This window comes from Salegentibacter sp., assembly GCF_041642575.1.
Taxonomy (GTDB): domain Bacteria; phylum Bacteroidota; class Bacteroidia; order Flavobacteriales; family Flavobacteriaceae; genus Salegentibacter.
On sequence record NZ_JBEPWD010000036.1, the window covers coordinates 1 to 23,409 of the forward strand.

A 23,409-nucleotide genomic window follows, 5' to 3' on the forward strand; every position below is an offset into this window, starting at 1 on the left:
ATTTTACTTTACGGAACTGAAGAGCAACGGAAGAAATATGTTCCGAAATTATCTACAGGAGAATGGTTTGGCGCTTATTGTCTTACCGAGCCGGGAGCAGGAAGTGATGCCAATTCGGGTAAAACAAAAGCCGAGCTTACCGAAGACGGAAAACACTATAAAATAAACGGCCAAAAAATGTGGATCTCGAATGCGGGATTTGCCAGTCTTTTTATTGTATTTGCTCGCATAGAAGACGATAAATACATCACCGGATTTATTGTTGAATACGATAAAGATAACCCTAACGGAATCACTTTTGGTGAGGAAGAAAAGAAATTGGGAATTCACGCCTCCTCTACCCGACAGGTTTTCTTTAACGACACACTTGTGCCGGTAGAAAATATGCTGTCAGAAAGAGGTAACGGTTTTAAAATCGCAATGAATGCCTTGAATGTAGGAAGAATTAAGCTTGCCGCAGCTTCTTTGGAAGCCCAGCGTAGAGTAACCGATGTTGCAATTAAATATGCCAACGACAGGGTTCAGTTTAAAACCCCTATTTCTCAATTTGGTGCTATAAAATCAAAACTGGCTGAAATGGCTACTTCAACATGGGTTGGTGAAGCTGCCAGTTATCGTGCCGCAAAAAATATTGAAGACAGAATTAATCTGCGTATAGAAAATGGCGAATCTCATGCAGATGCTGAACTTAAAACTTTTGAAGAATATGCCATAGAATGCTCAATTCTAAAGGTGGCCTGTTCTGAGGATGTACAGAATTGCAGCGATGAAGGTATCCAGGTTCTTGGTGGAATGGGCTTTTCGGCTGATACCCCAATGGAATCGGCCTGGAGAGATGCCAGGATTGCCAGGATCTATGAAGGAACCAATGAGATCAACCGAATGCTCGCTGTTGGAATGCTAATTAAAAAAGCGATGAAAGGTCACGTAGATCTTTTAGGACCTGCGCAAGCGGTTGGGGATGAACTTACCGGAATTCCTTCTATGGATAAACCAGATTTCAATGAATTATTCGCTGAGGAAAAAGATATGATCAAAAAACTTAAAAAAGTTTTCTTGATGGTAGCCGGAAGCGCAGTTCAAAAATTTGGGCCAGACTTAGAACAACACCAGCAATTGCTTATGGCTGCCTCTGATATTCTTATCGAAACTTATATGGCAGAATCAGGGATTCTTAGAGCTGAGAAGAATGCTAAGCGATTTGGAGAAGATCAACAAAAAGAACAGATCGCAATGGCTAAACTTTACCTGTACCATGCAGTGGATACTGTTGCCCAGAAAGCCAAAGAAGGAATCGCTTCTTTCGCCGAAGGAGATGAACAGCGCATGATGTTAATGGGTCTTAAACGTTTTACGAAGTATGAGAACATGCCAAATATTGTAGAGCTCAGGAATTTGATCGCTGAGAAACTTACTTCAGAAAACAAATACGTTTTCTAAGATTGTTCATTATTTGAATTTTAAAAGCCATTCTAATTGAATTTTATTAGAATGGCTTTTTTTATAGTCTAATTTGAAAACGTTTCTGAACTATTAAAAATCGCTCATCCAGGTTTCTTCTGCACTTATTCCTTTGCTGAAATTTGCCGCAGTTTCAATAAGGGCCAGATGAGAATAGGCTTGAGGAAAATTACCTAGCAATCTTTTTGTCTTAAAATCTATATCCTCACTAAAAAGCCCCAGGTGATTACTGTAACTAAGCAATTGATCAAATAGTTTTTTCGACTTTTCCCTCTGGCCAATTTTAAACAAACTGTCTATTAGCCAGAAAGTACAAATTGTAAAAGAGGAAGATGGTTCCCCAAAATCATCTCTATTCTTGTATCGGTACATCAAACCGTCTTTACAAAGCTCCCTTTCGGTCGCTTCAACTGTTTTAATAAAACGGGGATCTTTTGCTTCAATAAAACCATAGGATTCCATCAATAAGGTAGAAGCATCCAGATCTTTGGATCCATACGACTGGGTGTAGGCCTGAACCTCTTCATTCCAGCCATTATTATAGATATCGGTGTAAATTTCTGCCCTAAGGCTTTTCCATCGGGTATCGTTAATTCCCATCCGCAGAACTTCGCCTATTTTTATCGCCCTGTCTACAGCAACCCAACAAAGCAGTTTTGAAAATACAAAGTGCCGATCCTCAGTACGCAGCTCCCAAATTCCTTTATCCGGTTGTTGCCAGTGTTCTTCAACAATTTGTACTATTCCGCGAACTATAGTCCAGAGTTCTTCGGAATTCTCCAGGGAAGTTTCAAACTGAAGAAATTGCTGATAGATTACCTCCATCAGAATTCCGTAGATATCATTTTGTTTCTGAATATAAGCTGCATTTCCCGTACGAACCGGTTTAGACCCCTTATATCCATCCAAATGGTCAAGTATATGTTCCGTAAGTTCTTTCTCGCCGTTTATACCGTACATAATCTGGATCTTTTCATCCTTATTAGGTATGATATCAATAATGAACTGAAGAAATTCCTGAGCCGACTCCATATGTCCTAACCCTGCCATAACTTTAATCACCATAGAAGAATCCCGAATCCAGCAAAAACGGTAATCCCAGTTTCGTTCCTCCCCTATTGTTTCAGGCAGTGAAGTTGTAGCTGCAGCCAGAACGGCACCTGATTTTTTATAGGTCAATGCCTTTAACACCAATGCGCTACGCATAATTTCTTCAGAATAATGCGTGTACCTTGTACTTTTAGAGCTCCAGTTCATCCAATACGTTTTGGTGCGCTGAAATTTAAGGTAAGCCCGGTCCAGATTTTGCGGGATAAGTTTTTCATGATAACCTACCAGGCAATAAGCATTCTGAGTTAACGTAAGGGTATTTTGATCTTCAATATCTTTAAGCTCAAAACTGGAATAGAAAAATAATGAATCATACTTTCCTTCCTTGGTATAACTTTTTAGATAGCTCCCTTTATTTTCGGTATAAGTTTTTTCACGGGCAAAATCCAGTTTAGGATCGTATTTAATCCTGAGTTCAGGTTTTCCCTTCAATACCCGAAAGAACCTGATAATATCAGGTGGGGCGTAATAGGAGCCGTCTTCCCTTGGGTACCGTGGCATAAAATCTATGAGCTGAAAGGCGTCAGTACCATTATCAAAAACGGTACTTAGAATATTGGTTTCCCAAAGATATTCCTGCTCTATTTTATAATCTTCAGAAACAAGAATTTCAAAACTTCCTCCTTTCTTTTCATCTAATAGTTTGGCAAATACCCCGGCTGAATCAAAATTAGGTAGACAAGACCATTCGATAGCACCGTTTTTTGAAACCAGAGTCGCACTTTTACAATTTCCAATAATGCCGTAATCTAAATTATCCATATAGTCTTAAAGTTCTTTTAAAAGGATGGTTGTGTGCTTTGATTTTCGGAAATTTAATAAAAAACAACTTCGCAACAACAGCATTCACATATAATTATGAGTAAAACCATCATCATATCTAACCGATTACCTCTACAAATTAGTATAGAAGACAAGCATCTTGAAGTTACCCCCAGCGTAGGAGGACTGGCCACTGGCCTGAAATCTTTCCACCGTGACGGAGACAGTATCTGGATAGGTTGGACCGGACTTACCGAAGAGGAAATCCCAGAAGAACTTGCTAGAGATGTTAAAGAAAAAGCTAAGGAAGAAGCCTGTATTTCAGTTAATCTCACTGCTGAAGAAATTGAAGGTTTTTATTATGGATTTAGTAACAGGACAATTTGGCCACTTTTCCATTATTTCATGGAATATTCCGAAGCTGAACATAGTTTCTGGGAGATCTATAAACAGGTAAATCAAAAATATGCCAATGAGGTTTTAAAACATTACAAGGAAGGAGATCAGATATGGGTTCATGATTACCAGCTTTTATTGGTTCCCAATATGATTCGCGAAATAGAGCCCGAGGCTACTATAGGGTTTTTTAATCATATCCCATTTCCATCCTACGAGGTTTTTAGAACACTCCCCTGGAGAGAAGAAGTATTAGAAGGAATGCTTGGCGCAGACCTTATTGGCTTTCACACCTATGATTATGAACGACATTTTTTGAGTTCGGTTAGTAGGATTTTAAGACTTCAGGTAGATTTTAATGAGGTAACCCTTCCTGAAAGGATCGTAAAGGTAGACTCATTCCCTATGGGAATAGATTACGATAAATTTGAACAGGCAGCCCGGGATCATTTTAAAAATACATCAGAAGAAAAATCAGATCTTCAAAGCAGGCTGGATCATCACCTTAAAACCACTCCCGAAGCGAAACTTATTCTGAGTATAGACAGATTAGATTATACCAAAGGAATTGCCAATAGGATTAGAGCTTTTGAATATTTTCTGGATAGAAATCCAGAGTATATAGAGAAAGTACGTCTTGTGATGCTAGCCGTACCCTCCCGCTCCAATGTTCCTCAATACCAACGTTTAAAACGGGAAATTGACGAACTGGTGGGAAGAATAAACGGAAAATTTTCCACTGTAAACTGGACCCCTATATGGTATTTCTATCGATCTATGCCGTTTGAAAATCTTATAGATCTTTATACTTCCTGTGATGTGGCCTTATTAACACCCATTCGGGATGGGATGAATCTTGTAGCCAAAGAATTTGTGGCAACCCGAACAGACCATACCGGAGTGCTTATTTTAAGTGAAATGGCCGGAGCCGCTCATGAAATGAATGAGGCTCTTTTGATCAATCCCAATAATTTTGAACAAATCACTGAAGCTTTAAAACAAGCCCTGAAAATGCCGAAAGAGGAACAAATACAACGCAATATAATGCTTCAGAAGAGATTGAAACGATATAGCGTGGAAAAATGGGCCAATGATTTTATGAAAGCATTGGACAATACCAGGGAGAACAGGGGTTCCTATCAATCCGTAAAAGTATCGAGCAAGGTTACATCAGAAATTCTCGATGCTTATAAAAAGGCAAAGCGACGTATTCTATTTCTTGATTATGATGGTACCCTGGTGAACTTTACCGACAAACCCGAAAAAGCAAAACCTGACGATGAATTACTCGAAATTATTTCTCAACTTAATAAAGGAAATAAAACCGATGTGGTACTAATAAGCGGAAGGGACAAACACACTCTTGGTAATTGGTGGCAGCACATCAGTGTAGACCTGATTTCTGAACACGGGGTTTGGATGAGAAAACAAAATAGCGAATGGGAGCTTTCAGAAAATGTGAAAAATGACTGGATGGAAGCCGTAAGACCGGTAATCGAAAATTTTGTAGATCGCACTCCGGGAACCTTTATTGAAGATAAAAATTATTCCCTGGCCTGGCATTACCGAAAAGCCGACCCCGAGCTGGGCGAAATGAGAGCAAATGAACTTTCAAGTGTACTGAAAGAACTTATCTCCAATCACGGACTTAGCGTTCTGGAAGGAAACAAGGTTCTGGAGATTAAAAGCAGTGATGTAAACAAAGGTAAAGCTGCAACTAAAAAACTCGTTGGTGTTGATTATGATTTCATCTTTGCAATTGGTGACGACTGGACCGATGAATACCTTTTTAGAGAACTGCCTGATGATGCTTATACCGTAAAAGTCGGCATCAAAAAAACCAGTGCTCAGTACTATGTGGAAGACACCAGAAAAGTAAGAGAGATGCTCAAATTATTTGCAGAGCACACCTAGCCTGTAAGTGTTAAAATCCTTGACATTTTTGGATAAAGTTTATATCAAGCTTAACTCCTCCAATATGGTTCAATCCCTAATTTGAAGTACTTTTATCTTACGAAAAATTATAAACCAAAAAATAAAACTTAGACTCATGAAATCAGGAAAAATGTTATTAGGATTGTTATCAGGTGCAGCTGCTGGAGCGGCTATAGGATTATTGTTTGCTCCAAAAAAAGGAGCTGATACCCGTAAAGCAATAACCAAAACAGGTGATGATTATCTTGAAGGAGCCAGAAAAAACTTTAATGAATTTTCCGATTCTCTTAGCCACAAGGTAGAAGCTTTAAAATCCAAAACAAAAGCAGGGCTTTCAAGCTCGAAGAGTGAACAAAAAGTTAATCAGGCAAAAGCTGAAATTCACGAGATGAAGGCCAGCTAAACTGTTTTTAGAAAAGAATAAATTAAGCTCCGGTATTCCGGGGCTTTTTTTGTTTTAAATCTAAACTTGTGAAATAGCCTAAAGTTTCACTAATTTAGGATTCTAAACATATTTTTAAATGACCTCCAAAACCACCCTTAGTTTAACTGGCCTCTTAGCCATGTTTTTTACAATTCAGAATCTTAGCGCTCAGCAAACCGATGAACGTATTTACGAAATCATTGAAGATGTATCGGCTGAACACATTGAAAGCGATATTAAAACCCTGGCCAATTTCGGAACCCGGAACACCTTCAGCGATACTATTTCAGATACCCGGGGAATAGGCGCAGCAAGACGCTGGATAAAATCTGAATTTGAGGATATTTCTGCTGAATGCAATAATTGCCTGGAAGTTTTTTATCAGAAGGATTTCGTAACCACCGAAGATAGTGACCGTGTTCCTCATGATGCTTGGGTAGTGAATGTTGTTGCTATTCAGAAAGGCACCAAATACCCCGACCGTTATGTTATTATGAGCGGCGATATAGACTCTCGTAATTCCAACGGAAGCGACTTTGAAGGTGATGCCCCGGGTGCCAACGACAACGCCAGTGGAATGGCCGGAGCAATTGAAGCTGCAAGAGTACTTTCTAACTATGATTTTGAGAGTAGTATTGTTTACGTTGGACTTTCGGGCGAAGAACAAGGCCTCTTCGGCGGGCAGGGACTTGCTCGATATGCAAAAGATAATGACTGGGAAATTATAGGAGTTTTAAATAACGATATGATTGGGAATATTGAAGGTGTAGATGGAGTTATTGATAATCGCAGCTTTAGAATATTCTCTGAACCGGTGCCCCCTACTGAAACCGACAGAGAAAGAAATATGCGTAGATTTTACGGTGGTGAGGTTGATGGAATCTCCAGGCAACTCGCCCGTTATGTGCACAAAACAACACAAACCTATATGCCGGAAATGAACCCTATGATGATCTATCGTTTAGACCGCTTTGGTCGCGGCGGTCATCACAGACCTTTTAATGATTTAGGCTTTCCGGGAATTAGAATCATGGAAGCCCACGAAAACTATAATCGCCAACATCAGGATATAAGAACCGAAGACGGTATTGATTATGGTGATGTGGTTGAGGGCGTAAATTTCGATTATGCAAAAAAATTAACCGCAGTAAATGCTATAAATATGGCTTCTCTTGCGTGGGCCCCTCCTGCTCCTAAAAATGTAGAAATTGGCGGAATTGTTGAGCCTTCTGCAAAACTAAGATGGGAAAAAGTTGAAGGTGATATTGCCGGTTATAAAATTTACTGGAGAGACACTACTGCTCCACAATGGCAACATTCCCGATTTGTAGGTGACGTAAATGAATTTACTTTGGATGGAATTGTAATAGATAACTTCTTTTTTGGTGTTGCAGCCGTAGGAAAAGATGGTCACGAAAGTGTAGTGGTATTTCCTTCGGGGATTTTCAGATAGGAAATTGAATATTCTTTCAATTTAAATTTTATAATTATGAAACATTTAAATCACGTGTTAGTCTTGTTTTTCTTTTCTTTCTGTCTTTTTTCCTGCGGAAATAAAGCCGATAAAAAAGACGAGAATAACGAAGAAGCTCAAGTTAAAACTGATACTATAATAACTCAAAAAACTGAAGCCGAAGAACTTTCAGATTCTCCAAGACATCACGAATGGGTGACTTTGTCACATGACGAAAGGGAGTTTCAAGCCTTTGTAGCTTATCCCGAAACCGATGAGCCCACAAAATCGGTAATTGTAATTCACGAAAATCGTGGTTTAAATGACTGGGCAAGATTATTTGTTGATAAACTGGCTGAAGCCGGTTATCTAGTAATCGCACCAGATTTGATTTCAAATACCCAGGAAGGAAAACGTCGCACCACCGATTTTGAAAATCCTGATGCGGCCAGAGATGCTATTTATGCATTAGATCCCGAACAGGTGACTGCCGATCTGGATGCAGCTTTTAATTACATTAAAGAGGATTCGGCTTCTACCGGCGAAGTTGCCGTGGTAGGTTTCTGCTGGGGTGGTTCTCAAACTTTCAAATATGCTACTAATAATGAGGAAATCTCTTCAGCCCACGTTTTTTATGGAACCGGTCCTGAAGATTCTGAGGCCATAGCCAACATTTCTGCCCCGGTGTACGGTTATTATGGAGGTGATGATAATCGTGTAAATTCAACTATTGAAGCCAGCGAAAAAATGATGGAAGAAGCCGGAAAAACTTACGAATATGAAATCTACGAAGGTGCGGGTCATGCATTTATGCGCACCGGTCACCAAACCGATGCTAAAGAAGCAAATAAAGAAGCTCACGATAAAGCCTGGAAAAGACTTAAAGATCTTTTGAAATAATAATTAATCCTACAAACTTGAACTTACTTCTTCCTTAGAATCATATAGATAATTCCTTAAAATACTTTTTAAAGGGCATTCCATTGGGATGCCTTTTTGCTTTAGACCTAATTAACAATAGTTTGGGGGAACCTTAATAAAGGATAGCACCAATATTATTTAACTTTAAATTGTATAACCAAACCAAATTAAAATTATGGCAGAAATTGAAATTGAAAAGAAGAAACCCATTTGGCCTTGGGTTGTCGTTGGATTATTAATCCTGGCAGTAATATTATATTTTGTCCTCGCAGATGGTGACGATGACGATGATTTTACAGAAGAGGAAGATACCGAGCAGGTGACAACACCGATGGAAACTGAGGATTATGAAGATACTGAAACTGCAAGCTGGGAAGATGATAACCTTTCCGGAGATGAAAGTGTCTCTAAATACCTCACCCATATTGGTGACCGCGAAAGAATGGGAATAGACCATGAATATAGTAGTGAGGCTTTAATCTATCTCATCAATGCTCTTGAAAACAGATCAGAAGAAGCAAATATCAATACTGAGGTTGAAATTCAGGAGTTAAAAGATGATGTAAGAGATATAAAAGAGGATCCACAAGCGCTTACTCACGCCAATACAATTAACGAGGTAGGTGCCAAGATAGTTGACCTGATGGAGAAAATGCAGGAAGAAAAATTTCCAGATTTATCACAGGATGTTCAGGAAGTAAGAACAGCATTACAAAATATTGATCCATCAACTCCTACGCTTGATCAAAAAGATGCAGTAAATTCTTTTTATAAAGAAGCCGGTGATGTAATAGAGAAAATGAAAATGAGCTAATTAAAAAATAAAAAAAGATTATGGCAAGTAATGATAATAATAACAGAAATAGAGATAAACATTTGTTCTATCTAAATGAACTTTCAGATTATAAAGTAAAAAGTGAGGATCCAGATGTTCGCGGCTGGGAAGTAAAGGATGTTGACAATCGTGTTATTGGAAAAGTGGACAATCTTCTAGTGAATAAAAATACAGAGCGCGTTGTTTATCTGGATATAGAAGTTGATAAAAGCATAATTGAAGCAAATCATGAACCTTACAGGTCCTCTGCAAGCGAAGGCGTTCATGAATTTATGAATAAGGATGGTGAAGACCATATTATAATCCCTGTAGATCTCGTGAAATTAAATGAGGATGACAAGTTTGTCTATACAGACAAGGTCAATCACAGAACTTTTGCCGAGACTAAAAGAATTAAGAAAGGTTCTAACGTAAACAAAGAATATGAAACAATTGTCTTAGAGTCTTATGAAAGAGGTATTACTCCTTCCAATAAGCCGAATCGAGATGAAGACATGGGAAGGGAAGCACCCAAAAACTCTGGCACTAAAGAAGGTGACCATCGGAGAACAGATATCTGAAATTCCGATGCAAATTCCAGTTCCACTAGTCATGATAAAAATAGGGGAAGTGGTAACCAGTAAAGATTTGGATTCTTCAGAAAGTTAAAGAACAATTTCCGAAGCAAATAAATCGGTTTCATTAACCTGAATAACAAAAGATTATGAGTAAAAAACCTAAAGAGAAGCATTTATATTACCTCAACGAATTAAAAGATTACAAAGTGGCCGGGGGTTATCCCGATATTCGTGGTTGGGAAGTAAGAGATAGCGACAAACGCGTAGTTGGAAAGGTGGATAACCTGCTTGTAAATAGAAATATTGATCGCGTTGTCTATCTTGATATAGACGTAGATCAAACAATTATAGACGCCAGGCACGATCCATTTGGCACACCTGCCGATCCTGAAATAAAAGAATTTGTAAACGAAGAGGGTGAAAATCATTTGATTATCCCTATTGGTTTAGTGGATCTCGATGAAGATGAAAAATATGTTTTCACTAATCGCATAACTCATAAAACCTTTGCCGAAACCAAAAGGATTGAAAAAGGCGCCCATTTAAACCGCGATTATGAAGAAGCTGTTTTAAGTTCTTATACGCGTAAGACAGAACCTCTTGATGAATCACATCAAAAACGCAGAAAAGAAGAGGATTACGCCGATAATTCTGTAGCAAACCGCTGGGATGACGATCATATTGTAGAAGACGAAAATTATGATCGGGAACTGAGCAAAAGAAATCAAACCGGAGACGAGGCTTTTTATGACAGGGAAGAGTTTGATGGCGCTAACTTCCGCAAAAGAGACTAATATTCTTTTTCTTTAAAGAAAATAGCCTGGAAGGATATGCTTTTAAATCTTTTCAGGCTGTTCTAATCTATAAGGGAAAGCTGAATCCTCTTTTTTTCCTTGTCAACATCCAGAACAGTAACTTCCAGAGTCTGATTTAATTTTACTACGGTATTTACGTCGCTTACAAATTCATTGGCCAATTTGGAAATATGAATAAGACCGCTTTCTTTTATTCCAATATCTACAAAGCATCCAAAATTGGTTATATTGTTCACGATTCCCGGGAGTTTCATTCCTGGCCTAAGATCCTCTATACTTTTAACTGAAGCATCAAATTCAAATTTCCTGATTCCTTCCCTGGGATCTCTTCCCGGTTTCTCCAGTTCTGAAAGAATATCATTTAAAGTATGAATACCAATATCTTCGGAAATGTATTTGTCTGGATTGATCTTTTGAATAATCTCACTTTTTCCAATAAGTTCCTTCGGATTGAGATTGTGATCCGAAGCAATCTTCTCAACAATAAAATAGCTTTCCGGATGTACGGCCGAATCATCCAAAGGATTTTCTCCATTTTTAATTCTTATAAATCCCGCAGCCTGCTGATAGGCCTTCTCCCCTAACCTACTAACCTTTAGCAGATCCTTTCGGTTTTTAAATGCTCCGTTTTTATCTCTGTGATCAAAAATATTCTGAGCAAGGGAAGTTCCAATCCCTGATACGTAGGACAGCAGCTCCTTACTGGCAGTATTTACATTTACTCCCACCTTATTCACGCAGCTAATCACTACTGCATCCAGTTTTTCCTTCAGCATCTTCTCATCAACTTCATGTTGATATTGTCCAACTCCAATTGATCGTGGATCTATTTTAACAAGTTCTGCCAGAGGATCCATAAGCCGCCTACCAATTGAAACCGCTCCCCTTACAGTAATATCGTAACCAGGAAATTCTTCCCTTGCACATTTTGAAGCTGAATAAACCGATGCTCCGGCCTCATTCACCATAAAAACACTTATCTCCCTACTCAAACCGGCTTTTTTAATAAAAAATTCAGTTTCCCTTGCAGCAGTGCCATTTCCAATAGCTATTGCTTCAACTTTATACGCGTTTACCAGTGATCTTACTTTAGCCGTAGCCTGATCGATCTGTTTTTGGGGTGGGTGCGGATAAATATTCTCGTTGTGAAGCAAACTACCCTGTTCATCCAGGCAAACCACTTTACACCCAGATTTAAAGCCGGGGTCTATAGCTAAAACCCGTTTTGCTCCCAAAGGCGCAGCCATGAGCAATTGTTCCAAATTGGAAGCAAAAACCTCAATCGCAGCCTTATCAGCTTTTTCTTTCGCAAGTTTGAGAAATTCAGTAGAAAATGAAGGTTTAAGAAGCCTTTTAAAAGCATCTTCTAAAGCGAGATCTATTTGCTGAATAGAGAATGCTGAGGCTTTTTCTTTTATAATTATCTTCCGAATCAATTGAAGTGCCTGTACTTTATTTACTTCTACTTTCAGCTTTAAAAGTCCCTCCTTCGCGGCACGGTAAACGGCTAAAAACCTGTGAGACGGAATTCGGTTAAGGCTTTCATCTAAATCTCTGAAAGCTGAATATTTACTATTCTCTAATTTTTCGATTTCCTTTTTTACCGGTTTTGCTGTAATTCTAGCTTGCCGGGAATACATGTGACGTAGTCTGTTCCGAAGAAAAATATTTTCATTGATCCATTCAGCAATAATATCTCTGGCACCAGATAAAACTTCCTCTTCATTTGGGTAATCCTCAGTTATAAATCTTTGGACATTCCCGGAGAGGTCATTCAGGTTTTGTGCCATCAGCATTTTAGCCAATGGTTCCAAACCGGCTTTTCGCGCCACATCTGCCTTGGTTTGCCTTTTCTTTTTAAACGGGAGATAGAGATCTTCAACTTCAGAAAGGTCGCGTGAATTTTTTATTCTGGTTTCTAACTCCTTAGTTAAAGCACCTTGCTCTTTTATGATATTAAGAACACTTTCTTTTTTAGCCTGTAGATCTTTAAAGTTTTTAAGGAGGTTTGCAATCCGCTCAATAGCTACCTCATCAAGATTTCCTGTAGCTTCTTTTCTGTAGCGGGCTATAAAAGGAATACTTGCATCCTCTTGTAGTAAAGAAATGGTATTATTAATACTTCTCTCAGGCAGACTTAACTCCGAGCTTAAAAATTCTAGTATTTGCAAAAATGGAAGATTTTAAATGAGCGCAAATATAAAGATTAATTAATGCCAAGAGATTTAGAATGGTTTATGGCCCGTTCACTATCCCTAAAATAACATGTGGCTACATGAAGACTCTCCATGTTTTTAAGAATCTCTACTACCTTTTGCTTTTTCCCTTTGGTGGTTTGTCTAATGTAAACTGCCCTTATGTTTTCAGGAAAGATCTTGCAGATCCTTTCATAAATATAAGGGTCTTTCTGGGAGTCATCACCCAGTAGAACGTATTTTAAATTAGGATAAAAGGAAATAATATCCTTAACCTTTTCAAATTTATGATCGTGGGAACCACGACCGGTAAAAAGAAAATCGGAGATTCCGGTTTTTATTTTCTTTAGTTTAATAACTGCCTTTGGCAGTTGATGCATCACGGCAAATTCATTGATGAATCCATAGAGATTCCATTCGCTGCTGGATACATAAAAAAAGGAATTTGAAGTTCCTCCATTTTCTTGTCCTGCCGAACTTAAATATTGGTAATGCTCTACCACATCATCAAACATCTTTCGTTTATTAATATTTCTAAGCAACAGGACGTATAGCTTTTTAAAAAAGCTATTGGAATGAGAAATAAGAAAGGTATCATCAATATCGGTAATTATTGCCAGTTTACTCTCATAGGGTTTCAGAATTTCCCCGACTTCAACAATCCCATAACCACTGAATTCGGCGCTTACTTCATAGCGGTGCCAGCCACTTTCAATTTTCTCATTAAATGGGAGGTTAAATCTGAAGTAGCCGTCGTCCAGAGTTTTTGTAACTACCTCTTTATTTTTAAACTTCAGCCTGATTGCTATGTTCTTAAGCGGCTTAATTCTGAACATATGAAAAACGGAAACCGCATGTTTAATTCCACGGCGATCCAATCTGTACCTATCCGGTGCCAGCGATTTAAATAAATGCCCGAAAACCACGAGCTCCTGTTCATTAACATAGCCCCTGTAGAGTTTAAGATCAAGTTTCAAAATTTTAGATTTTTATAAAATTTGGTTCCAACCAAATTAGTTAATTTTAAATTCTTTAATTAATGATATGGAAGAAAATAAACAGCTCCTATTTATAGTTAACCCCATTGCAGGAAACCTTAATAAAGATCAACTTATACTTGAAGTTAAAAAAAACATCGCAATTAAAGGCTATGGTATTGAATTATATCAGACCTCCGGAAATGAAGATGCAGCGAAAATGAAAGCCCTGATAAAAAAGGCCTCACCTACCCGGGTGATAGTTGCAGGCGGCGATGGCACAATTAAAATGGTAGCCGAAGTTTTAACTGAATTTGATCTTCCATTGGGAATTATTCCTGCAGGTTCTGCCAATGGCCTTGCTTTTAATCTTAATCTCACAATATTACCTCTGGAACGGCAAATTGACGTTGCTTTGGGGGAGAATTTCAGTCAGGTGGATATCCTGGATATAAACGGCGAGTATTGCCTGCACATGAGTGATTTCGGGATTAATGCTGAATTAATAAAAAATTATCAAACCTCTAAAATCCGCGGGAAATTTGGCTACCTCTTACAGTCCATACCTACCCTTATCCAAAGCAAGTATCCTTTTGAATTTCAAATAACTACGGAAAAGGAAATCATCACAAAAAAGGGAATATTACTTGCCTTCGCCAACTTCCAAAAATATGGGACCGGCGCAAATATCAACCCGCATGGAAATCCAGATGATGGGGTTTTTGAAATTATTGTTTTTAAAGAATTTGATATTCTTGAAATTATTAAAACACTAAGGAATGAGGATGATCTGGATCCTAAATTTGCGGAGATCATTCCCGCTACCTGGGCTAAAGTTAAATGTACCACTCCCGTAGCTTTCCAGATTGATGGAGAGTATATTGGAGAACTGGAAGAAATTGATGTAAAGATTATTTCGAGAAGGTTAAAGATAGCTACGCCACGTATTTAGAAACTCGTCTTATGCCGTGCTGGTCACAATTTTTGTTTTCAGTTAAATCCAAATTCATAAATTTAAAGTAAAATCCGACCTATGAAAACGAAAAAAGTAAAATTTAAAAATAAGAATGGCGAAGAATTAATGGGGTACCTCGAGCTGCCTCTAAATCAGGACCCACATAATTTTGTGTTATTTGCACATTGTTTTACCTGTAATAAGAATTTCTTCGCAGCTAAAAATATAAGCCGTTCCCTGGCTTCTGCAGGTTATGGAGTTTTAAGGTTCGATTTTACCGGACTTGGAGAAAGCGAAGGGGATTTTTCAGACACCAATTTTTCAGGGAACATTCAGGACCTGGTGGCTGCAGCTGAATTCTTAAAAGAAGAACATCAGGCTCCCGGTCTGCTAGTTGGACATTCTCTTGGTGGCGCGGCCGTGTTGTATGCTGCAAAACAAATAGCTTCTGTTAAAGCGGTTGCCACTGTTGCCGCCCCCTCGACAATAAAACACGTAGAAGGTCTGCTGCGGAGTAATATTGATGAAATTGAAAAAAGCGGAATTGCCAGTGTTAATATTGGTGGCCGTTCTTTTGATGTGAAAAAGCAATTTCTGGATGATATTCGGCAACACGATCTAAGTACCTATTTAAACGATCTAAAAAGGGCCCTACTTATTCTGCATTCCCCACAGGATCCGATAGTGGGAATTAAAAATGCTGAAGAACTCTATGTGGCTGCAAAGCATCCCAAAAGTTTTATTTCCATTGATGGAGCGAGTCATTTGATGGAAGCCGAAGATGATGCAGTATATGCCGGAGAAATGATAGCTACCTGGGCCAAAAGATACCTGCCAATTGAGGAGGAAGTCCCTTTGGAATCAGAAAGTGATGTAGTGGCGAATTTGGGCAGTTCGGGTTATACCACTCAAATGAAAGCCGGAAAACATCATTTTATTTCCGATGAACCCATAAAAGTAGGTGGTAAAGACTTTGGTCCTACCCCTTACCAACTAGTATCGGCAGGGCTCGCAGCCTGCACTTCAATGACTCTTCACATGTACGCAAGACGAAAGAAATGGCTTCTGGAAAATGTGGAAACCCACGTAAGCTATTCCCGGGAGCATGCCAGTGACTGTGAAAGCTGTGAAGACAAAGACGCTAAAATAGATACCTTTAAAAGAGAAATTGTCATAAAAGGGGAACTCGATGAAAAACAAAAAAAGCGACTTATGGAAATTGCAGATAAATGTCCTGTGCATAAAAGTTTAACTACTCAAAATCATATTCCCACCAGTTTAAAAAATTAGTCAGGAAAATAATTAATCCCGGAAATGGCTTGTTGCATCAGTGTTAAGCTCTCCTTAAATCTTTGGAGAACTTTATGAATAGAGGTAATTTAGTTATGTTAAATCTAAAAACCAATCAATAGATTATGAAACGTATTAGTTTATCATTAGTGATTTTTGCTTCAATAGCCTTTATCGGATGTAAAAACGATAAAAAAGAAGAAGACAAATCAACTACAACCGATTCTGAAATGAATTCTACAATGGATGACATGGAAAATGAATCGGAAGTCAAAAAAGTAACCGTTACAATGAGCCCGAATAACGACAGTAACCTGGCCGGAGAAGTTGTTTTCACCGAAGAAGACGGCGAGGTTACAATGACTGCACTTATCACTGGACTTCAGGAAGGAGAACACGCCATCCATATTCATGAATTCGGAGACTGCTCCATGGAAGATGGCTCTTCAGCCGGAGGTCACTGGAATCCAACGGACGAAAGACACGGTAAATGGGGTGATGATGAAGGATATCACAAAGGCGATATTGGAAATTTCACCACCGATGCTAATGGAAACGGGACTATAACCATGACAACCGACGAGTGGTGTATTGGTTGTGGAGATGAAGAAAAAGACATTCTAGGAAAATCCATTATCGTTCATGACGGAGTTGATGATTTTACCTCTCAACCTGCGGGTAATGCCGGTACACGTGTGGGATGTGGAGTTATTGAAGAATAACCTGAATTCAATAAAACTTTTATAAAGCGGCTTTTGCCGCTTTTTTTCACCCTATAAACAAATGAATTATGAATATTTTTGAGGCATTGCGTCAGGAACATGAAATTCAACGTGAATTAGTAGACAAACTCGTAAAAACCCACGGTGATACTGAAGAAAGAAAAAAGATCTTCGAACAATTGAAACATGAATTGAAGATACACGCAGATGCCGAAGAAAGGCATTTTTACGTGCCGTTAATGAAAAAGGATCTTACCCAGGAGAAGGCCCGTCACAGCGTTGCTGAACATCATGAAATGGATGAACTCATAGAGAAATTAGAAGAAACCGAAATGGAAGCTTCCAACTGGCTTAAATTAGCCAAAGATTTGGAACACATTGTGATTCATCACCTGGATGAAGAGGAGCAGGAAGTATTTCAAATGGCCGGAAAAGTACTTACCAATAATCAAAAAACCTCCTTGGCAGAAGATTACAATAAGGAAATAAGAAAGATGAGAAATAGTTGATCTCCTTTTGACTAAAAAAAAACCGATCCTCTACAGACCGGTTTTTTTAAATTTCTTCTTTATCTATTTTCATTTTCCCTTCATAACCTTTATATGGCCTGATAATTAGCCTGGCAGCCTTATCATAATTGATATAATTATATACCCAATTAAAGAAAGTGACAAGCCTGTTTCTAAATCCAATAAGAAACCAGAGATGTACGAACATCCAGACAAACCATGCAGAAAACCCTGAAAATTTCATTTTACCCAAGTCTACAACCGCCCGATTACGACCTACTGTGGCCATGGTACCTTTGTCCCTGTATTCAAAAGCTTTCAGCTGATTTCCTTTAATCAATTTTATTAAATTTTTAGCCAGATGTTTTCCCTGCTGAATAGCGGGTTGCGCAACCATAGGGTGACCTTTGGGATATTCCTTTGTTTGCATTAATGCTATATCTCCAATGGCAAAAATGTTTTCATAACCATTAACCTGATTAAAGGCATTTACTTCATATCTATTAGCTTTCTCTACCATCGCTGAAGCATTTAAGCCTTTTACAGGAGCTCCCGTAACCCCAGCCGACCAGATAAAGGTTTCTGACTTTATTTTAAGATCCGTGTTAGTAGTAACAAGTTGACCGTCATAGCTTTCCACCATGGTATTCAAATGAATATGCACTCCGAGTTCCTCTAAAAACCTGTGAGCCTTTTTAGAGGCATTTTCACTCATTGGGGGCAAAACCCTGTCCAGGCCTTCCAAAAGATGAATATTCATCTCATTAGGATCAATATCGGGATAATCTTTAGGAACAATATGGTTTCGCAATTCGGCGATAGCACCGCTGAGCTCAACACCGGTTGGTCCGGCCCCTACCAGTACAAAATTGAGCAGTGCTTTTCTTTTTTCTGGATCGTCTGTGATAACAGCCTGTTCAAGGTTTTCCAGAATTAAACTTCGGATATTCAAAGCCTGTGGGACGGTTTTCATCCACATTCCATGCTCCTCAATACTCTTGTTTCCGAAGAAATTAGTTTTAGAGCCTGTAGCTATCACCAGGTAGTCGTAAGTGAGATCACCAATGCTGGTAGAAATAATATTTTCCTCAGCATTGATAGCATTTACTTCAGCAAGACGGAAGAGTGCATTTCTATTGCGCCTGGTTATTTTTCTAAGAGGATATGCGATTGAATCCGGCTCCAGACCCGAAGTAGAAACCTGGTATAATAAAGGCTGGAAAGTATGATAATTGTGTTTATCCAGGATGACTAACTGTACATCTTTCTTAAGAAGATTTCTTGTAAGTGACATTCCGGCAAATCCACCTCCAATTATGACCACGCGGGGTAAATCGGTTCTGGGTATATTCATAGAAGCTCGCTTTTAATCAAATTTACTTTTTCTGAATCTTATATTGAAAAATAAGCCTTTACTTAACGATACTTTATAGTTTTTTGTAACATTGTACCCTTCCGGGCTACTTATAAGCGCTAACTGACTCCTGTGGATAAAGAATTAGAACATCAATTTATAACCAATTTAGAAAGACATCAGAATATTGCGCACAAGATCTGTCGTATTTATACTAACGATCAGGATTCGCATAATGATTTATTTCAGGAGATCACCATTCAGCTTTGGAAAGCTTACCCAAAGTTCCGTGGAGAGGCAAAATTCAGCACCTGGATGTACAGGGTAGCGCTAAACACAGCAATCACCTTATACCGAAAGAAAAAGAGGGGGATTAAAACCCAGGATTTCGATACGGTACATTTTAAATTAAAGACTGAAGAGTATGACGGGGAAGTTGAAGAACAACTGAAACTGATGTACGCTGCAATTAAGGAACTTAATGATATTGAAAAAGCCTTGGTTTTTCTCTATCTGGAGGAAAAGAATTACAGGGAAATTTCTGAGACTTTAGGGATAACTGAAGTTAATGCCAGAGTGAAGATGAATAGAGTAAAGACGAAATTAAAAAGCATAATAAATCCGTAACGGAATATGGATGAACTTGATATATTAAAAAAAGACTGGAAACAACAGGAAGCAACGCTGCCTAAGCTTTCCTATAATGAAATCTATAAAATGCTTTGGAAGAAATCTTCTTCTATTGTAAGATGGATTTTTATTATCAGTATTTTGGAACTTTTGTTCTGGGGAGTACTCAATATCTTACTCTCAGATGGGGAATTTTGGAAGAGAATGGAGATCATTCACTTAAAAGAATTTACTGTTGGAGTTTATATTTTAAGCTACGCCATTACCTTTTATTTCATTTATAGGTTCTACCGGAATTACAAAAAGATATCCAGTACCGATGATGCAGCTACCTTAATGAAGAACATTTTAACCACCCGTAAAACGGTGAAGTATTACGTGGGCTTTATAATAATCTCTACAGCACTAACATCTTTAGTGTATGCATATTTCACAATTTTTCACCACGCCGCTACTACCGAAGTAACAGACCCTGCAAAGTATAGTTTCAGCATTACCCAATGGCTTGTTCTCACCGCGGCTATAATTTTTTCGCTTGCTATTTTCTTAGGTTTATTATGGCTTTTCTACCGACTTATTTATGGTATTCTTTTAAAGCGACTTAATAAAAATTATAAGGATTTAAAGAATTTAGAAGAATAAGAAAAGCGCCGATCGGCGCTTTTCTTATAAAAATATTTATTTTCTATTGCTCGGCACCCCATTCCTTAAGGGAGTCTTTATTCATCTTAATATAATCCTGGTTTCCATCCTTTTCGGCAGCAGCCAGGGATTTCTTGGCTGTGGCAATGGCCTCATCTATTTTACCCATATCAGCTTCAATAAGGGATTTTCTTCTTAAAACCCAATAGGCATCATTCCCCATTTCTACAGATTTCTTAATCCATTCATAGGCCTTATCGAGATCTTTCTTTTCGTCATGATAGTAACTGGCAGCAGCAAAATAATCAGCTGCTCCCGGTCCATTCATTACCTTTTCAATACTAGCCATAGCCTTAGCCTCTGTAGGCACATTGAAAGTTAAACTCGCCACTGTAGTATCCCATATAAAATTGAGAGAGGCAGAATTATTCTGAAGATCGTCTATTAAAATGGTAAATGTTTCCATTTCAAAAGGAAGCTCCATTGTATTAGCTGTGGCTTTTAAAGCTATTTTTTCTTCATCCCATTCGGCTGGATTACCCCAGTTTTGGGCATCCTTGTAAAAAATAACTTCCCACTCTTTTTCTCCGGGAATAGTATAAATAGCATAGGTGCCTTTTTTTAATTCTTTACCGTCAATTGTAATATCATCACTAAAAGTAATTTTGGTATTCTCGTTGGCTCCTGTTCGCCATACTTCTCCGTAAGGTACCAGATTGCCAAAAACTTCACGATCTCTCATCCCGGGGCGCGAATATTCTAAAGTGACATCAGTAAGCCCTACTTTTTGTTCAATTTTAGTAAACGGGCTAGGTTGTGGAGCTTGAATCTGGGCCTGGGAAACACTCATAATTCCAGCGGTAAATAAGAATAGAAGTAATTTTTTCATTTTTTAATAAGTTTTTTAGTTTAATCAAATATAGGTAGAAAAGCATTAAATTTCTGTAATAGATTTACATTTTGTTTAACTATAAATATTTTAAATTAAACAAAACTAGTTTTAATTTTACTCCAAATTATAGATAATGAAAATCTACACTTTAAAATCGGTTCAAAAACTTCCCATTAGCCTGGAAGAAGCATGGGATTTCTTTTCTAATCCCGGTAACTTAAAAACCATTACGCCAGATTATATGAGCTTCGATATAATTACAGGTGCAGACCGGCCTATGTATCCCGGCCAGATAATTCAATATATAGTTACGCCAATAGCAGGCATTAAAACTAAATGGATTACAGAAATCACTCACGTAAAAGACAGGGAGTATTTTGTAGATGAACAACGCTTTGGACCTTACGCTCTTTGGCATCACAAGCATTTTTTGAAAGAAATTCCCGGAGGTGTGGAAATGGAAGATATTGTAGACTATAAATTGCCATTCGGAATTTTGGGTACTATGGTGCATCCATTTCTAGTATCGCCTAAGTTGAAAGAGATTTTTGAATATAGAAGGGCTAAACTAATAGAACTTTTTGGCGAATACGAAAAAGAGGAAAAAGTCAGTCGGGTTTAAAAAGGTCGTCTTTCGCTTAACAATTAAAAATTTAAATTATGAAAAGAAATATTTTACTTATTGGCGGCTCCACCGGAATTGGCCTGGAAATCTCCAACCAACTTTCTGAAGACAATGACGTGATAGTCGCGTCGAGAACTAAAGGAGCACTAAAAGAAAGAATTAAACATCTGGAATTTGATGTGACTAAAGACAATATTGAAGATCTTGACCTGCCAAATGAAATTCATGGGTTGGTTTATTGTCCCGGGACCATCAACCTAAAGCCTTTTAAAATGCTCAAGCCAAAAGATTTCGAAGAAGATCTGAATCTCAATTTTATAGGGCTGGTGAAAGTAGTCCACGGTTTATTGCCAAAATTGAAAAATGCGAAAACTGCGAGTTTAGTATTTTTCAGCAGTGTGGCGGTAAAAGTAGGAATGCCTTTTCATTCGAGTGTTGCCGCAGCGAAAGGAGCCATAGAAGGCTTTGCCCGGTCCCTGGCTGCCGAATATGCTCCGGGAATTCGCGTAAATGTAATCGCTCCCTCCTTAACCGATACTCCACTTGCAGAGAAGTTGCTTTCTAACGATTCCAAAAAAGAAAAAATGAGCGAAAGACATCCACTTAAAAGAATTGGTAACACCAAAGATATGGCTAACGCTGCTACATTTTTGTTAAATGAGAAAAGTGGTTGGATCACAGGACAGGTAATTGGTGTTGATGGTGGACTTTCTGCTTTAAATATTGCCTAGATGAGTGAAAAACTATCTGTATTTTGGTTCAGACGGGACCTACGTCTCGATGATAATGTTGGTTTTCTTGAGGCATTAAAATCGGGGAAACCCGTACTTCCTATTTTTATTTTTGACACCGAAATCCTTGATAAACTGCCGGAAGATGATCCAAGGTTGAGTTTTATTTACTCGGAACTTCAGAGAATGCGGAAACAGCTCCAGAAAGAACATGATAGTTCTATTGCTATGTACCACGGGAAACCAAAGGAGATCTTCGAAAAGCTAATAAAAGATTATAAAATCGCTGAAGTTTTTACAAATCATGATTATGAATCCTATGCCCGTGAACGTGACGGAGAAGTAGCTAAAATGCTTTCAGACGAAAATATAAAGTTCCACACTTTTAAAGATCAGGTGATATTTGAAAAAAATGAAGTGGTTAAAAAAGATGGAAACCCATATGTAGTTTACACTCCCTATATGAAGCTTTGGAAAGCACAGTTTAAAGATCTTAACCTTAAAATCCATTATACTAGTCAACATTTAAAAAATCTAATTCCAAACTCCCGATTACCGAATTTGAGTTTAAGCGATATTGGTTTTAAAACATCAGAAATCAAAGTACCGGATTACAATGTGGCTCCAACCTTAATTCAGAAATATGAAAACACGAGGAATATTCCGGGAAGAGATGGTACTTCCCGTCTAGGGCCACACTTACGATTTGGAACGGTAAGCATTCGAAAAATGGTGAAAAAGGCCGATTCCGAAGACAATAAAACTTTCCTTGAAGAACTGATCTGGCGGGAATTTTTCATGCAGGTTTTATATCATTTCCCAGATACGGTTACCGAATCCTTCAAGAAAAAATATGACCGGATAAAGTGGAGAAACAACGCTGAAGAATTTGAGCTATGGAAAACCGGAAAAACCGGATTTCCGCTAGTTGATGCAGGAATGCGGCAACTAAATCAAACCGGGTTTATGCATAACCGCGTTAGGATGCTGGTGGGCAGTTTTCTTTGCAAGCATTTACTTATTGATTGGCGGTGGGGGGAAGCCTATTTTGCCGAAAAACTTTTGGATTACGAACTGGCTTCCAATCTTGGCAACTGGCAATGGGTAGCCGGCAGCGGCGTAGATGCTGCTCCATATTTCAGGATATTCAACCCTACAACTCAGATCGAAAAGTTTGATAAGGATAAGGAGTATATTAAAAAATGGGTTAAGGAATTC

Annotated in this window: 22 protein-coding genes; 17 read left to right on the forward strand and 5 right to left on the reverse strand. The window is 38.3% G+C overall.

Going from position 1 to position 23,409, the window contains the following annotated elements; translation table 11 throughout:
- A partial coding sequence (locus ACESK1_RS07495) for an acyl-CoA dehydrogenase family protein (RefSeq protein WP_372919511.1) occupies window positions 1-1,440 on the forward strand: 1,440 nt, incomplete at its 5' end.
- A 93-nt stretch (window positions 1,441-1,533) separates the two neighbouring features.
- Here the strand turns inward: ACESK1_RS07495 and ACESK1_RS07500 are convergent.
- A complete protein-coding gene (locus ACESK1_RS07500) occupies window positions 1,534-3,333 on the reverse strand; it encodes a glycoside hydrolase family 15 protein (RefSeq protein WP_372919513.1) in 1,800 nt (599 codons plus the stop codon).
- A 96-nt stretch (window positions 3,334-3,429) separates the two neighbouring features.
- Here ACESK1_RS07500 and ACESK1_RS07505 point away from each other — a divergent pair, with 96 nt between their 5' ends.
- From ACESK1_RS07505 to ACESK1_RS07535, 7 genes are all read left to right on the forward strand, one after another.
- Window positions 3,430-5,643 (forward strand): bifunctional alpha,alpha-trehalose-phosphate synthase (UDP-forming)/trehalose-phosphatase, encoded by a 2,214-nt coding sequence (locus tag ACESK1_RS07505; protein ID WP_372919515.1) that lies wholly within the window; start codon window positions 3,430-3,432, stop codon window positions 5,641-5,643.
- A gap of 136 nt (window positions 5,644-5,779) precedes the next feature.
- Window positions 5,780-6,067, forward strand: a complete 288-nt coding sequence (locus tag ACESK1_RS07510) for a YtxH domain-containing protein (RefSeq protein WP_372919517.1) — start codon at window positions 5,780-5,782, stop codon at window positions 6,065-6,067.
- A 160-nt stretch (window positions 6,068-6,227) separates the two neighbouring features.
- Window positions 6,228-7,541 (forward strand): M28 family metallopeptidase, encoded by a 1,314-nt coding sequence (locus tag ACESK1_RS07515; protein WP_372919553.1) that lies wholly within the window; start codon window positions 6,228-6,230, stop codon window positions 7,539-7,541.
- A 36-nt stretch (window positions 7,542-7,577) separates the two neighbouring features.
- Complete coding sequence (locus ACESK1_RS07520; RefSeq protein ID WP_372919519.1) at window positions 7,578-8,441, forward strand: dienelactone hydrolase family protein; 864 nt, start codon at window positions 7,578-7,580, stop codon at window positions 8,439-8,441.
- 196 nt (window positions 8,442-8,637) lie between these two features.
- On the forward strand, window positions 8,638-9,276 hold the full coding sequence (locus ACESK1_RS07525; RefSeq protein WP_372919521.1) for a hypothetical protein: 639 nt from the start codon (window positions 8,638-8,640) through the stop codon (window positions 9,274-9,276).
- Window positions 9,277-9,296: 20 nt separating this feature from the next.
- Window positions 9,297-9,857 (forward strand): PRC-barrel domain-containing protein, encoded by a 561-nt coding sequence (locus ACESK1_RS07530; RefSeq protein WP_372919523.1) that lies wholly within the window; start codon window positions 9,297-9,299, stop codon window positions 9,855-9,857.
- 143 nt (window positions 9,858-10,000) lie between these two features.
- Window positions 10,001-10,648, forward strand: a complete 648-nt coding sequence (locus ACESK1_RS07535) for a photosystem reaction center subunit H (RefSeq protein ID WP_372919525.1) — start codon at window positions 10,001-10,003, stop codon at window positions 10,646-10,648.
- A gap of 62 nt (window positions 10,649-10,710) precedes the next feature.
- On the opposite strand, the gene ACESK1_RS07540 is transcribed toward ACESK1_RS07535, so the two are convergent.
- Window positions 10,711-12,840: a Tex family protein gene (locus ACESK1_RS07540; RefSeq protein ID WP_372919527.1), complete on the reverse strand. Its 2,130-nt coding sequence runs from the start codon at window positions 12,838-12,840 to the stop codon at window positions 10,711-10,713.
- Between the two features lie 35 nt (window positions 12,841-12,875).
- Complete coding sequence (locus ACESK1_RS07545; RefSeq protein ID WP_372919529.1) at window positions 12,876-13,841, reverse strand: App1 family protein; 966 nt, start codon at window positions 13,839-13,841, stop codon at window positions 12,876-12,878.
- A gap of 67 nt (window positions 13,842-13,908) precedes the next feature.
- On the opposite strand from ACESK1_RS07545, the gene ACESK1_RS07550 reads away from it, so the two are divergent.
- The 4 genes from ACESK1_RS07550 to ACESK1_RS07565 all read left to right on the forward strand — a co-directional run bounded on the left by ACESK1_RS07550 (window position 13,909) and on the right by ACESK1_RS07565 (window position 17,317).
- Window positions 13,909-14,793: a diacylglycerol kinase family protein gene (locus ACESK1_RS07550; RefSeq protein ID WP_372919531.1), complete on the forward strand. Its 885-nt coding sequence runs from the start codon at window positions 13,909-13,911 to the stop codon at window positions 14,791-14,793.
- Between the two features lie 81 nt (window positions 14,794-14,874).
- Entirely contained in the window at window positions 14,875-16,086 is a 1,212-nt protein-coding gene (locus ACESK1_RS07555; protein ID WP_372919533.1) for an alpha/beta fold hydrolase, read from the forward strand.
- A 125-nt stretch (window positions 16,087-16,211) separates the two neighbouring features.
- Window positions 16,212-16,808: a superoxide dismutase family protein gene (locus tag ACESK1_RS07560; RefSeq protein ID WP_372919535.1), complete on the forward strand. Its 597-nt coding sequence runs from the start codon at window positions 16,212-16,214 to the stop codon at window positions 16,806-16,808.
- Between the two features lie 68 nt (window positions 16,809-16,876).
- Entirely contained in the window at window positions 16,877-17,317 is a 441-nt protein-coding gene (locus tag ACESK1_RS07565) for a hemerythrin domain-containing protein (protein ID WP_372919537.1), read from the forward strand.
- A gap of 46 nt (window positions 17,318-17,363) precedes the next feature.
- Here ACESK1_RS07565 and ACESK1_RS07570 read toward each other — a convergent pair whose 3' ends face one another.
- Window positions 17,364-18,671: an NAD(P)/FAD-dependent oxidoreductase gene (locus ACESK1_RS07570; protein ID WP_372919539.1), complete on the reverse strand. Its 1,308-nt coding sequence runs from the start codon at window positions 18,669-18,671 to the stop codon at window positions 17,364-17,366.
- A gap of 132 nt (window positions 18,672-18,803) precedes the next feature.
- On the opposite strand from ACESK1_RS07570, the gene ACESK1_RS07575 reads away from it, so the two are divergent.
- Together ACESK1_RS07575 and ACESK1_RS07580 are read left to right on the forward strand one after the other, a co-directional pair.
- The gene (locus tag ACESK1_RS07575) at window positions 18,804-19,298 is read left to right on the forward strand and encodes an RNA polymerase sigma factor (RefSeq protein WP_372919541.1); all 495 of its coding nucleotides are present in this window, start codon (window positions 18,804-18,806) and stop codon (window positions 19,296-19,298) included.
- A gap of 6 nt (window positions 19,299-19,304) precedes the next feature.
- Window positions 19,305-19,943, forward strand: coding sequence for a hypothetical protein (locus ACESK1_RS07580; protein WP_372919543.1), 639 nt, complete (start codon window positions 19,305-19,307; stop codon window positions 19,941-19,943).
- Between the two features lie 43 nt (window positions 19,944-19,986).
- Here the strand turns inward: ACESK1_RS07580 and ACESK1_RS07585 are convergent, their stop codons facing one another.
- Window positions 19,987-20,832, reverse strand: coding sequence for a DUF2911 domain-containing protein (locus ACESK1_RS07585; RefSeq protein WP_372919545.1), 846 nt, complete (start codon window positions 20,830-20,832; stop codon window positions 19,987-19,989).
- 136 nt (window positions 20,833-20,968) lie between these two features.
- Here ACESK1_RS07585 and ACESK1_RS07590 point away from each other — a divergent pair, with 136 nt between their 5' ends.
- The 3 genes from ACESK1_RS07590 to ACESK1_RS07600 all read left to right on the forward strand — a co-directional run.
- A complete protein-coding gene (locus ACESK1_RS07590) occupies window positions 20,969-21,457 on the forward strand; it encodes a cell division inhibitor (protein WP_372919547.1) in 489 nt (162 codons plus the stop codon).
- A gap of 38 nt (window positions 21,458-21,495) precedes the next feature.
- A complete protein-coding gene (locus ACESK1_RS07595; protein ID WP_372919549.1) occupies window positions 21,496-22,191 on the forward strand; it encodes an SDR family NAD(P)-dependent oxidoreductase in 696 nt (231 codons plus the stop codon).
- A partial coding sequence (locus ACESK1_RS07600; RefSeq protein ID WP_372919551.1) for a deoxyribodipyrimidine photo-lyase occupies window positions 22,192-23,409 on the forward strand: 1,218 nt, incomplete at its 3' end. It abuts the gene before it with no gap.